Source organism: Streptomyces sp. NBC_00162, from assembly GCF_024611995.1.
Taxonomy (GTDB): Bacteria; Actinomycetota; Actinomycetes; order Streptomycetales; family Streptomycetaceae; genus Streptomyces.
This window is the reverse complement of sequence record NZ_CP102509.1, coordinates 1,967,639-1,979,526: the sequence shown is the minus strand read 5'-3', so window position 1 is coordinate 1,979,526 and position 11,888 is coordinate 1,967,639. Positions and strand designations below refer to the sequence as shown.

At 71.6% G+C, this 11,888-nt stretch carries 12 protein-coding genes; 6 read left to right on the top strand and 6 right to left on the bottom strand.

The window, feature by feature from the left end:
• Positions 1-198: 198 nt before the first annotated feature.
• Positions 199-849 (bottom strand): RNA polymerase sigma factor, encoded by a 651-nt coding sequence (locus tag JIW86_RS09830; protein ID WP_257553410.1) that lies wholly within the window; start codon positions 847-849, stop codon positions 199-201.
• A 366-nt stretch (positions 850-1,215) separates the two neighbouring features.
• Here JIW86_RS09830 and metG point away from each other — a divergent pair, with 366 nt between their 5' ends.
• Positions 1,216-2,931: a methionine--tRNA ligase gene (gene metG, locus JIW86_RS09825; RefSeq protein ID WP_257553409.1), complete on the top strand. Its 1,716-nt coding sequence runs from the start codon at positions 1,216-1,218 to the stop codon at positions 2,929-2,931.
• An 89-nt stretch (positions 2,932-3,020) separates the two neighbouring features.
• On the opposite strand, the gene JIW86_RS09820 is transcribed toward metG, so the two are convergent.
• A complete protein-coding gene (locus JIW86_RS09820; protein ID WP_257553408.1) occupies positions 3,021-3,788 on the bottom strand; it encodes a peptidase dimerization domain-containing protein in 768 nt (255 codons plus the stop codon).
• 396 nt (positions 3,789-4,184) lie between these two features.
• Here JIW86_RS09820 and JIW86_RS09815 point away from each other — a divergent pair, with 396 nt between their 5' ends.
• A complete protein-coding gene (locus JIW86_RS09815) occupies positions 4,185-4,604 on the top strand; it encodes a DoxX family protein (RefSeq protein ID WP_215146665.1) in 420 nt (139 codons plus the stop codon).
• 27 nt (positions 4,605-4,631) lie between these two features.
• Complete coding sequence (locus JIW86_RS09810; RefSeq protein WP_215146664.1) at positions 4,632-5,507, top strand: helix-turn-helix transcriptional regulator; 876 nt, start codon at positions 4,632-4,634, stop codon at positions 5,505-5,507.
• Here JIW86_RS09810 and JIW86_RS09805 read toward each other — a convergent pair.
• A complete protein-coding gene (locus tag JIW86_RS09805) occupies positions 5,429-6,427 on the bottom strand; it encodes an alpha/beta hydrolase (RefSeq protein ID WP_257553407.1) in 999 nt (332 codons plus the stop codon). The two genes, JIW86_RS09810 and JIW86_RS09805, sit on opposite strands and share 79 nt — an antisense overlap.
• A gap of 235 nt (positions 6,428-6,662) precedes the next feature.
• Between JIW86_RS09805 and JIW86_RS09800 the strand changes: the two genes are divergently transcribed.
• The gene (locus tag JIW86_RS09800; protein ID WP_257553406.1) at positions 6,663-7,238 is read left to right on the top strand and encodes a hypothetical protein; all 576 of its coding nucleotides are present in this window, start codon (positions 6,663-6,665) and stop codon (positions 7,236-7,238) included.
• A gap of 85 nt (positions 7,239-7,323) precedes the next feature.
• Positions 7,324-8,100 (top strand): DUF4239 domain-containing protein, encoded by a 777-nt coding sequence (locus JIW86_RS09795; protein ID WP_257553405.1) that lies wholly within the window; start codon positions 7,324-7,326, stop codon positions 8,098-8,100.
• A 6-nt stretch (positions 8,101-8,106) separates the two neighbouring features.
• Here the strand turns inward: JIW86_RS09795 and JIW86_RS09790 are convergent, their stop codons facing one another.
• From JIW86_RS09790 to JIW86_RS09780, 3 genes are all read right to left on the bottom strand, one after another.
• Positions 8,107-9,294, bottom strand: a complete 1,188-nt coding sequence (locus JIW86_RS09790; RefSeq protein WP_257553404.1) for an MAB_1171c family putative transporter — start codon at positions 9,292-9,294, stop codon at positions 8,107-8,109.
• Positions 9,291-9,848: a toxin-antitoxin system, toxin component gene (locus tag JIW86_RS09785; RefSeq protein ID WP_215142087.1), complete on the bottom strand. Its 558-nt coding sequence runs from the start codon at positions 9,846-9,848 to the stop codon at positions 9,291-9,293. The genes JIW86_RS09790 and JIW86_RS09785 overlap by 4 nt, the downstream gene beginning before the upstream one ends.
• 64 nt (positions 9,849-9,912) lie before the next feature.
• On the bottom strand, positions 9,913-10,581 hold the full coding sequence (locus JIW86_RS09780) for a helix-turn-helix domain-containing protein (protein ID WP_215142089.1): 669 nt from the start codon (positions 10,579-10,581) through the stop codon (positions 9,913-9,915).
• A 218-nt stretch (positions 10,582-10,799) separates the two neighbouring features.
• On the opposite strand from JIW86_RS09780, the gene JIW86_RS09775 reads away from it, so the two are divergent.
• Positions 10,800-11,786, top strand: a complete 987-nt coding sequence (locus JIW86_RS09775; protein WP_257553403.1) for a helix-turn-helix transcriptional regulator — start codon at positions 10,800-10,802, stop codon at positions 11,784-11,786.
• The last annotated feature ends 102 nt before the right edge of the window (positions 11,787-11,888 follow it).

The following is an 11,888-nucleotide window of genomic DNA, read 5'->3' as shown; positions in this document are numbered from 1 at the left end:
CGCTCCAGCCGAATACCGACCGGCGGCGGGTGCGGTGGCCGGAGGCGGGCGCGTGCGGTGTCGCGCGCAGCAGCCGGGCCTCGGCCGCGCCCAGGTCGTAGTGCGGATAGCGGTCGCGGACGCTCGCCCGTGCGAGGAAGTCGGCCAGCGAGCGCGGGGTCTGTTCGCCGTCCTGGGGCTGCCGGCGTTCGTGGGGCCTCATGATTCGGCTGATTCGGTCGGGTCGGCGGCCTCTGTCGGGTCGGCGGCCTCTTCGGAGGTGTCGAGCAGCCGGGCGAGGCGCCGGTGGGCCTGGCCGAGGTACGAGCGGACCGTGGCCTCGTCGACGCCCATTACGGCACCGGCTTCACCGGGGGAGCACTGGAGCCCGTACCGCAGCAGTACGGCGTCGCGCTGCCGCTCGGCGAGCCGGGAGACGGCCGAGTAGAAGCGGATGGTGTCGGTCAGTACCTCGTACTGATCGGCGTGGGCCTCCTTGAGGGCGGCCTCGAAGGCGCTGATGTCCATCGGCTCGGGCCGGTGCGGCTGCCAGGGGTGGCGTCGGTTCCGGCTTTCGATCAGGCACTGCTTGAGCACGGTCCACGCGTAGGCGTCCAGCCTGTCCATGTGGAGCATGCGGAGCCACTCGCCCATGATCGAGTCGAAGGTGGCGTCCACCGCGTCCTCGGCCGCCTCGTCGGAGCCCAGCTGCAGATACGCGAAGCGCATGTACGCGGGCCGCCGATTGGCGTGGAAGGCCCAGTACGACAGGCGCGCCGTCGGATCCCACTGACTCATGGGCGTCGGCCGCCGGTGCCGGCTCGGCAGTCCCACGGCCCCACCGGACTCCTCCGGTCCGCCATCGCTCACCGTTCCACCTCATCCCCTGTACCGCGGAACAGGAAATCAGCGCGGGCGCACTCACAGGGCGCAGAGAAGAAACCTGGAAATATTACGTTCGGTGATGACCGACTCGTGATCGATGGCGATCACGCAGCCGTTCAACCAGCGCGTATGCATATGCCGGTTGCAGGTGGCGGTGCACGGCGCGGCCGACCGGCTGTACCATGGGCGCCATCGCGAGGGCCGTGACGGAGAGGTCACCACCCTCGCTTTTGCGTTACGTCCACCCTGAACAAATGCGGCGCGGGGCCTTTCGGCGGTTCGATACGATGAACCGCGTTCACAGTCCGTCACGTCACGTTGCACCGCACAGAGGAAATGGAGCATCCGAGGATGGCTCGACACCTGATCACCAGCGCGCTTCCGTACATCAACGGGATCAAGCACCTGGGCAACATGGTCGGGTCGATGCTTCCGGCGGATGTGTACTCCCGGTACCTCCGCCAGCGCGGCCACGACGTCCTCTACATCTGCGCCACCGACGAGCACGGCACCCCCGCCGAACTCGCCGCCAAGGAGGCCGGCATCTCGGTCGCCGAGTTCTGCGCGCAGGCCCACGACGCCCAGAAGGCGGTCTACGACGGCTTCGAGCTGTCCTTCGACTACTTCGGCCGCAGCTCGTCCGCGCAGAACCGCGAGATCACCCAGCACTTCGCGCGGGGGCTCCAGGAGAACGGCTTCATCGAGGAGCGCGCGATCCGGCAGGTGTACTCGCCGGTCGACGGCCGCTTCCTGCCGGACCGTTACGTCGAGGGCACCTGCCCGCACTGCGGCTACGACAAGGCCCGCGGCGACCAGTGCGAGAACTGCACCCGCGTGCTGGACCCCACGGACCTGATCGAGCCCCGCTCGGCCATCTCCGGCTCCACCGAGCTGGAGGTCCGCGAGACCAAGCACCTCTTCCTCCTGCAGTCCAAGCTCCAGCACGAGGTCGAGGCCTGGGTCGCCGAGCACGAGGAGGAGTGGCCGCAGCTGGCCTCCTCCATCGCCCGCAAGTGGCTGACCGAGGGCCTGCACGACCGCGCCATCACCCGTGACCTCGACTGGGGCGTCCCGGTCCCGGCCGACACGTGGCCCGAGCTGGCCGCCGAGGGCAAGGTCTTCTACGTCTGGTTCGACGCCCCGATCGAGTACATCGGCGCGACGAAGGAGTGGTCGGACCTGGACCCGGCGAACCGCGACTACAAGTCGTGGTGGTACGAGGCCGAGGACGTCCGCTACACCCAGTTCATGGCCAAGGACAACGTCCCGTTCCACACGGTGATGTTCCCCGCCACCGAACTGGCCACCCGCGAGCCGTGGAAGAAGGTCGACTACGTCAAGGCCTTCAACTGGCTGACGTACTACGGCGGCAAGTTCTCCACCTCGCAGAAGCGCGGCGTCTTCACCGACCAGGCGCTGGAGATCCTCCCGGCCGACTTCTGGCGCTACTTCCTCATCGCCAACGCGCCCGAGTCCGACGACTCGTCCTTCACGTGGGAGCACTTCCAGGCCACGGTCAACAAGGACCTCGGCGGCACCCTCGGCAACTTCGTCAACCGCGTGCTGACCTTCTCCCGCAAGCGCTTCGGCGACGAGGTCCCCGCCGGCAATGCGGCCGGAGAGACCGAGGCCAAGCTGGGCGAGCAGATCGCCGAGCTGCTGGCCGAGTACGAGGGCCACATGGACTCCCTCCAGTACCGCAAGGCCGCGGCCGCGCTGCGCGCCCTGTGGTCGGCCGGAAACGCCTACCTCGACGAGAAGGCCCCCTGGACGGAGGTCAAGACCGACCTGGAGGGCGCCGCGCTCACCCTGCGCACCGCGATGAACCTCATCCACCTCTACTCGGTGGTCTCCGAGCCGTTCATCCCGGCCTCGGCGCGCGCCATGCGCTCCTCGTTCGCGCTCGCCGACGACACCGCCACGTGGGTCACCCCGGAGCAGGCGCGGTCCCTGGACGCGGTTCCGGCCGGCACCCCGTTCACCGTGCCGCCGGTGCTGTTCGCCCGGGTCACCGAGGAGGACCTCGAGTCCTACCGCGAGCGGTTCGGCGGCTCGCCGGAGGCGTAAGCACCGCGGTTTGCGAAGGGGCGCGACCTTCCCAGGTCGCGCCCCTTCGGCGTACCCGCCCGTACCGCTTACCGCGTGCCGTTACGTGGTCATCCGAGGTTTCGCGCCGCGCGGGCGGCCGCGAAGTCCGCCGCATACTCCCGTACGAAGGCGGCCATCGCCACCACTGTGTTGCGCAGCTCCGACAGCAGTACCCGCTCGTTGGGGGCGTGCAGATTGCACATGCCGTCCTGCGCCCCGAAGAGCAGCACCTCGGCGTCCGGAGCCGCCTGGGCGAGGCCGTTCACCAGCGGGATCGAGCCGCCCGTGGCGACGAACGAGGCCTCCGTGCCCCAGGCCTCCTTCAGCGCGGTGAGCGCGGAGCGGTACGCGGGCCCGCCGGTGCGGGCCTCGAAGCCGGGGCCGGTGTTGCCCGGGGTGACGGTGAGGGGGATCCCGAAGGGGCGCTGCGCGCGCAGGTGGTCCACCAGTGCGGCCCGCGCCTCGTACGGGTCCTGGAGCGGGTGGAAGCGGAGGTTCACCTTGGCCCGGGCGTACGGGACCACCGCCGAGGCGGCGTGGTCCACGCCGGGCGCGTCGAGGCCGATGACCGTGACGGCCGGACCGCTCCAGAGCCGTTCGCCGAGGGAGCCCGTGCCGATGAGCGGGAGGTGGTCTTGGACGGAGGCGAGGTCGCGGAACTCCTCCTCGGTGTGGGTCGTCCCGTCCCAGGGGTCGCGGCGCAGGCCCGGCACGGCCACGTCTCCGCAGGCGTCGTGCAGGGTGGACAGCGCCCGCAGGAGGACGAGCAGGGCGTCGGGGGCAGCGCCGCCGAAGGCCCCGCTGTGGCGGGGCTCGGCGAGGGTGCGCACCTCCACCAGCACCTGGCGGGCACGCCCGCCTCGCGCAGGAGGGAGACGATCAGATCGTGCGCCTCCAGGACCGGCTCGGGCGGGAAACCGGGGAAGGCGACCGACGGGATGGCCGCCAGCCGCTCCAGATCCGCCCGCAGGCCCTCCATCAGGGCGTCGGCCCTGCTCACCAGGGTCTCCGGGCGCTCCAGGGTCTGGGCGCTCTCCGGGGTCTCGGGGCCCTCCGGGCTGGTCCGACCCTCCGGTTCCATCCGGCACCCTCCCTCCGCTGCTGGTGTTCCGATCATGTGGCGGGGCGGGCGGGGGCGCCGTGGCGGGCTGAGCCGGGCGGGTGAACCATGTTGAGTGGGGACAAAAAGGGTGGGGACAAGAGCCCCTCCCGGGCCCGGTTCGGAGGTCGTGATGGACGTCCTGGTGCTCATCGGCCGCTTGCTGTACATCGGTCTGTTCGCCACCTCCGCGGTGGCGCACCTGACCAAGACCCAGCAGATGGCCGGATACACCGCCTCCCGCGGGGTGCCCATGCCCGTCGCGTCGACGGTCCTGAGCGGTGTGGTCATGCTGGCGGGCGCGGTGAGCGTGGCGGTCGGACTGTGGGCCGACCTCGGGGCTCTGGCGCTGGCGGGCTTCTCCTTCTCGGCGGCCGTGCTGATGCACGGCTTCTGGAAGGAGAGCGACCCGCAGGCGCAGATGATGGAGCAGACCCAGTTCCTCAAGGACATCGCGCTCGGCGGCGCGGGCCTGGTGCTGTTCGCGTTCTTCGCCTACGCGGGCCATGACCTGGGCCTCATGGTCACCGGCCCCGCACTGTCGATCAGCTGAGGAGTCCCCGGCCGTAGGATCGGGGACATGAACCGGACGGGCACCAAGGCAGAGCTGGGCGATTTCCTGCGGTCCCGCCGCGCGCGGATCCGTCCCGAGGACGCGGGCCTGCGCACCTTCGGCGGCCGCCGCCGCGTGCCCGGCCTGCGCCGGGAGGAACTGGCCCAGCTCGCCGGGGTCAGCGTGGACTACTACACGCGCTTCGAGCAGGGCCGCGCGGAGAACATCTCCGACGGCGTGCTCGGCGCCGTCGCCGTGGCCCTGCGGCTGGACGCGGCGGAGAGGGCCCACCTGACCCGGCTGGTACGCACGGCAGGGCGAGGAGGCGGCCCCGGGCAGGCCGCAGAGCCGGAGGCGGAGGAGCCGCAGGAGGTCCGGCCGGGGCTGCTCAGGCTGCTGGAGTCGATGCCGCAGACCCCCGCCTTCGTCATCGGCCGGCGTACCGACATCCTCGCCTGGAACCCGCTCTTCGCCCGTCTGGTCACCGACTTCGGCGCGCTGCCCCCGGAGCGGCGCAACAAGGCCTGGCTGGTCTTCCTCGACCCCGAGGTGCGCGGGCGCTTCGTCAACTGGGAGCGCAAGGCACGCGATCTGGTCGCCTTCCTCCGCTTCGACCTCGGACGGCACCCGCACGACCCGAGGTTCGCGGCGCTCATCGCGGAACTCTCTGAGCGCAGCCCGGAGTTCACCAGGCTGTGGGAGGCTCAGGAGGTGCGGGACAAGACGCACGGCGGCTACCACCTGCGCCACCCGCTGGTCGGTGAGGTCGCGCTCGCCTACGAGAGCCTGAACCTTCCGGACGACCCCGACCAGTCCTTGATCACCTACACCGCGGAGGCGGGCTCCCCGTCCGAGGACGCGCTGCGGATCCTGGCGGGAGCCGCTGCCTCCGGCCGGGTCTGATCGGATCCCGGCGGGCCCGGCCGCGGCGGACCGGCCTCCGACGGCGGGTAGGCGACGCTCCCGCGCACCAGGCAGTCCTCGAAGAAGCCGAGGCAGCGCAGGTGATAGGCGCGGGCGGCGTAGCCCAGGCTGATGTTGTGCCCGGCCTGCGGCTGCCGGTCGGTGTGCACCCCGGGGGCGGCGGTGAGCCGTGCCCTCAGCTCGGCGAGCGCGTCCCGGTCGCAGCGCCACCACGGCTCGTGCTCGGCGAAGGTGAACCGTACGGGCACGCGGACGCGGCCCGCGGCGCCCCGGAAGACCTCGGGCCAGCGGACGATGTCCGCCTGTTCCCGGGACGGGACGGGGGCGACGATTGAGCCGCAGGTGGTGAAGGTGCTCGGCGGGTAGAGGCGCAGCGGCCCCCAGCTGCGCCGGCCTCCCCGGGACGCGCCCGTGCCGGTGAAGGCGTCCGGCGCGTAGCGGTGGCCGCAGCCGGAGATCTCCACACCGAGCAGGTCGGACGGGGCGTGGTCGGCGGCGGTGAGCAGCGCGACCTTGCCGCCGAACGAGTGGGCCAGCAGGAAGGTGCCGGCCCCGGTCGGGTACCGGGCGCCGAAGTCCCGCACGGCGGCGGCGAGAGTGGCCGCCTGCTCGGCGACCGGCTGTCCGTCGGGGAGCGCGTCCGTGGACAGGCCGTAGCCCGGCCGGTCGAGGGCCACCACCGTGTACCCGAGCCGGGCCCCCAGGGTGAGCAGGGAGAAGTCGGGGAGGGCCTGGCTGTCGAAGTATCCGGCGCTCATGCCCGCCCCGTGCACCGCGACCACCGTCGCCCGCGGCGGACCCTCGGCCGGTTCGCAGACCAGGGCGGACAAGGCGGTGCCGGCGGCGTCCAGGCTGATCCGGCGCACCCCCGGAGACAGCTCGGCGGGCGCGGTGCTCATGCCGGCACCGCCCTGTCGGCAGCCGGCCCGGCGCCGACGATGATGACGTCCGTGTCCACGGGAGCATCCTGCGCTCGGATTGTCGTATTCATGACGTGACGCGCCGAACCCGGTCCGATCCGACCAGTCAACGATCTTGTCCTGTCTGCCGCGTGTCGAAGCCGCGCCGTGATCGTTTCTTCAGCCGTAACCCTCATGAACCTCATGTGCGCTGCGGAGATCGGGAGGACACGCGGTGACCGCTTGGCAGTACCTCGCCGGGGCGGGCCTGGTGGCGGCCCTCTGCCCGTTGCACGGCCATGTGGCGGTCGCGAGCGACGGGCACGGCCGGGGCGCCCGGGTCGACCTGTGCGTGCCGGGCGGCGAGCCGGGGCGCCCCGTGTTCCGGCCGCCCTCCGTACGGACGGGCGTGCCCGGGGCCGAGCGGCCCACCGTGCACCACCCGGGGCGGTCCCCCGAGCCGCCCGCCGTCGCGGACCGGCCGGAGCCGTCGCGGCCGTCCGGGGTGCCGGAGCCGCCGAGTCCGGCGGGGCCTGCCGCGGAGGCCCGGGCCGCGGGGACGGAGCCGCCGGGGCCCGCGCCGGATCCCGGGTCCGATCCCGGACCGGAGCGGGCGGACGCACCCGCCCCGCCCCGGCCCAGGGCCGCCGCCGCGGCCGTGAGCGCCTTCCACGTGCGTCCGTACCGCGCGGTGGCCCTGGAGCGGCGCGGCCCGGGCGGGATGTCCACCATGATGCTCATGGTTGTCGTCACGACCCCGGCCGTACTGGCGGCCGCGGCCCTGCGCCCCCGCTCCAAGAGCCGCGGCTGAGCCCCGCCGCACATCCACGTACGCACCCATCCATGTACTGACCCACGCACCGATCCACGCACCGATCCACCACGGGAGAATCCACGTGTCCGAATGGCTGGTCCTGGCCATCGCCATGGCGCTCGTCTGCGCCCTCGTCCTCGCCATCACCCTGATCCGGCACCGCCGGGTCGCCGACGACGAGGACACCAGCGAAACCCCCGATGTCATCGAGTACATGACCATGATGGTGGGCGTGGTCTACGCGATCGTGCTGGGTCTGGCCATCGCGGGCGTCTGGGAGGCGCGCGGCGCAGCCGAGGACAGCGTCCGCCGCGAGGCCCAGGCGCTGTACGAGGTCACCCAGCGCGCCGACGTCTACCCGTCCGCCGTCCGCGACCGGATCCGCGGCGAGGTGGACGCGTACGTCGCCCACACGGTCGCCGTGGACTGGCCGCTGCTGACCTCCGGGGAGAGCGCGTCGCCCCAGGGAGCCCAACTGCTCGGCAAGCTGCGCACCGACGTCACCCACCAGAGCCCGTCCACCGAGCTCCAGGCGCAGGCCTACCAGCCGCTGCTGGACCACATCGCCGCCGCCGACGACGCCCGCCACTCGCGCATCCAGAGCTCGGAGTCCACGCTGCCGGGCGTGGTGTGGTTCGGGCTGCTGGTCGGCGGGGTGGTCACGGTCGGGCTGATCTTCACCCTGCAGATCCGCCGTTCCGGGCGGGAGCTGCTGCTGGCCGGACTGTTCAGTGCGCTGATCGTGTTCCTGCTGTTCATGGTGTGGAGCTTCGACGCGCCCTACGGCCGGGACGACAACGACTCCGCGGGCCCCTTCCAGGACCTGTTCCCGGCGACGGCGGTGGCCGCCGCGCGCTGAGCCGGCTCAGGCCTGGCCGCTCCCGGACAGCGCGGCCTGCTGCCGGACCGCCTGCACCACCGGCGAATGCCGCAGGGCGTGGGAGATCCTCAGCAGGTCGCGCGGCCCGTCCGCGGTGTCGAGCACGGTCTCCTCGCCGGAGCCGATGACCTTGCCCTCGGGGTCCGCGGAGCGGGCCTGTACGGCGGCCGCGACCATGGCGGCGTCGGCGACCGCGCGGGCGGCAGTCTCGTCGCCCCCATCCTCCAGGGCGCGCTCGTAGGCGTCGTCGCGTAGGCGCCGGTCGAAGTACGGGCCGAGGTGCAGGAATCCGTCGTGGATGTCCGACTCGCGCTGGATCACGCGCAGCTCGGCGGCGGACCACCAGGCCATCTGCACGGAGGGGGTGCCGCCGGGCGCGGAGATCTGCACCTCCTGCCACAGCGGGCCGAGCTTCCGGTACGCCGTCCAGGTCTCCCAGTTGTCCGAGAAGCGCTGGCAGACGAGAGGGAGCACGAAGCCGATCGCGCTGATGAGCGCTCCGACGGAGGCCAGCGGCGGGGCGACGAGCGTACTGAGGAAGTCGAGGTCGTGGCCGGTCCAGCGGGCGATCACCGCGGACATCTTGGTGGCGTCGTAGCTGAGGTTGAACATGTAGCCCGCGACGATGATCATCAGGCCGACCCGCAGCCAGCCGCGCACCTGGAGCGACCAGCGCCAGCACATGGCCACCATCACCACCGCGGCCACGTTGTGCGCCACCAGGTACAGGGCGATCATCTCGCGGATGTACGGGGTGTTCGCGTAATGGGTGTCCAGGTCGCGAAGCCGCTCTTCCGGAGCGTCACCCAGGGCGAACAGCACGATCAGGGCCACGATCACGACGCTGTAGCCCAGGATCCAGCGCTGCGAGACGCGGCGCGTCTCCTCGGGCGGTCCGCCCCGCCAGTTGACGACCAGGACCAGGCAGGCGGCGCTGAACGCGGTGATCAGGCAGTACACCAGCGGAGCCGAGATGTTGGGCACCCCGGTCCAGCGGTTGACCGCCGCGATGGTGGGCGGGGCGGCGAAGGCGAACACGGCTCCGGCCAGCGTCAGCAGCGCGCAGACCGCACGAAGCAGCGGATCGCGCCAGTTGTTGCGCAGGGCAGGCAGTTTGAAGGCGAGCGAGACCGCCATCGCGGCTGCCGGTATGTAGTAGTCCTGGCCGTTCAACGCTCGTTCCTGTGCCCCCGATAGCCCAGCGCTGCCTCGATCCGGCCCGCCAATTGGTCGCGCTGCGCCGGGGCCCGGTGACTCGCCGACCCGGCGAGCCAGGTCCGGCACCGGCTCCCCAGCAGTAAGCCGAAGGTCTCGGCCTCGCTCTCCTCCCGTACGTCGGCACGCGTGCGCGCGGCGACGCGGCGGACGGTCTCGCCGATGTCGGCCTGGTCGGTCAGCAGCCGGGCGGCGACGGCGGCGCCGTCGACGTGGTGGCTGCAGTGGCCGGCCTTCATGTGCCACAACTCGTGGCCCAGGATCACCAACTGGTGGTCGGGTGCCGTGCGTTCCTCGATGACCACGAGATCGCGGTCCGCCATGTCGAGCCACAGACCGCTGGCCGTCCCCGGCGGGAACGAGGCCATCCGGAACTCCACCCGGCGGCCGCGGTGTCTGCTCATGCCCTCGCAGAGGGCGGCGTAGAGGTCCACGGGTTCCACGGGGGCGGTCAGCCGGATCCCGGCCACCAGCTCCCCGCACAACCGCCGCTGCTCTCTGCCTATGCTCACCGTTCTCCCCGTCGGCGCGGATCCGGATCAGGACTCAAGGATCAGACCCAGACTTTCGACTGGGTCAGGATTCGTTCGGGTTGACGCTTTCGAGGAGCATGTCCAGCCATTCGGTCACCTTGTCCCGGTGCTTGTCGCTGGGCAGTTGGGCGGCTCTCCAGGCGATGCCCCGCACGCCGTGGTTCTGGAGAAGTCTTGCCAGCGGATCGCCCGCCGAAGCGGCCGCGGCCGGTACGGTTTCCCTCGCGCGGCCCGCGAAGTCCTGGAGCAGCTGTTGCTCGGTCCGCTGGAGCGCGTCGGTGAGGGCGTCCGCGTCGTGGGCGGTGAGGAAACCGGCGTGCACCCCGAAGAAGCGCTGGATCGCGTCACAGTGCTCCATGGTGGGGCGGCGGTCGCCGTTGATCAGGGCGCCGGCCTGCTGCCGGGACATCCCGGCGCCGTCCGCGATCTCCTGCTGGGTGTAGCGGCGGCCGTTGGGTTTGACCCGGGTGCGCCGCAGCAGGTCGAGGCGCTGGAGGAAACGGGTCTGGAGATCGGGTTCGCCGGCCGGCCTGCCGTCGAGCAGGGTCCTGACCACGTCCGTGGGCACGCCGGACGCCTCCGAGAGGCGCCGCAGGTCGAAGACCTGGTTCAGGTCGCGGCCCAGCTTGCCCGCGAGTTCGGCGACGCGCGTGACGGTGGCTGCCAGGGGTGCGTGGGCCACCGCGACGGGAGCCGGGAAGCCGTCTGTCACCAGGGGTTCTCCTAGATCGCGCGAAGTCGGTACGGGCACATGGTCGGCTTCTGGAATCTAGCCGTTATCGCCCCGAAGGGCTAGAACGTGCCACAGCTGTGGCGGGAATGAGCTGTCAAGAGGCTGGAATTGCCACAATAGTTGACACTCGAATGAAGTCGGTAGCAGGATCGCGGCAGGGAAATGAAGATCCAGACCGTGAGGAGGGGGAGCTCTCGGTGCCACATCTCGCAGCGGTGGGCCCGTCCGATGGCCTCGCCCGAGCCGGTGAGGAGCGCCTGGCGGGCGAGGAGTCCGCACGCGGCGCCGTGCGGTCGGAGCGACGCAAGGAGATTTTGCGCCAGCGTCGCGAGGAGCTGGGGCTGAGCCAGGAGGACCTCGCCGCTCGGCTGCGCATCAGCGTGCGCGCGTACGGCAATTGGGAACGCGGCCTGGTCAAGGAGTGGACGGACCGCAAACTGCTGGCCCTGGCAGAGGCGTTGGAGATGAGCGAGCGGCAGTGCTTCTGGCTCTTCCGCGTCATGGTCGACCGTGACCCCCCGCCCACCTGGCGGGCGGCCGAGGAGAACCGGCTGCCCGAGGACCCCGCGCAGCGCGACTACCTGTGCGACTACGCGGCCCTCATGGAAGCCGTCCCCTACCCGAGCTTCCTGGTGGACCACCGCTGGGACGTCGCGCTCACCAACTCGGCCTTCGACCAGCTCTTCCAGTCGGTCCGGCCGCACCCGACGGCCCTGCCGGACGACAACTTCCTGCGCTTCGTGCTGTTCCATCCGGATGCCGCGGGCGTGCTGGAGGACCACGAACCGGCCTGGTGCGTACCGCTGCTGGCCCAGTTCGCCGGCGCGCTGGCGGCGGCCCCGGAGGACGAGGGGCTGCGCAGCATCCGCCAGGAGGTGGCCCGCGACCCCTTCATGGAGGCGGCCTACCGCTACGGGGTGCCGCACTGGCTGAGCATGCGCGGAGCCGAGGCGGCCGAACAGGACGGGGCGGTGCGCACCGTACGCCACCCCGACCCGCGGTCCGGTCTGGTGCGCTGCCGGATGGTGGCCGAGACCAGCCGCATGCTGGACGAGATGGGGCTGACCCGGATCACCCTGATCCTCTCGGCGCCGCAGGGCGCGCCCGCGGGCCCGGTCCGGGGCGGCGGGCTCGCCCAGCAGCAGGGCGCCAGACTGCGCGCCGTGCCGCCGCTGGGGGAGTGAGCGGCCGGGGGAGACTGGTACCCGTAGGTCGCGTGCCACGGATGCCGGCCGGTCCCGTGCCGGTTCGGTGCCGGTTCACTGCCGGTTCCGTGTCACCGATCG

Excerpts from the sequence above, each read along its gene's own strand:
- metG (WP_257553409.1), top strand. The coding sequence starts at position 1,216 with ATGGCTCGACACCTGATCACCAGCGCGCTTCCGTACATCAACGGGATC.
- JIW86_RS09815 (WP_215146665.1), top strand. The coding sequence starts at position 4,185 with ATGGACGTCCTGGTGCTCATCGGCCGCTTGCTGTACATCGGTCTGTTC.
- JIW86_RS09810 (WP_215146664.1), top strand. The coding sequence starts at position 4,632 with ATGAACCGGACGGGCACCAAGGCAGAGCTGGGCGATTTCCTGCGGTCC.
- JIW86_RS09805 (WP_257553407.1), bottom strand. The coding sequence starts at position 6,427 with ATGAGCACCGCGCCCGCCGAGCTGTCTCCGGGGGTGCGCCGGATCAGC.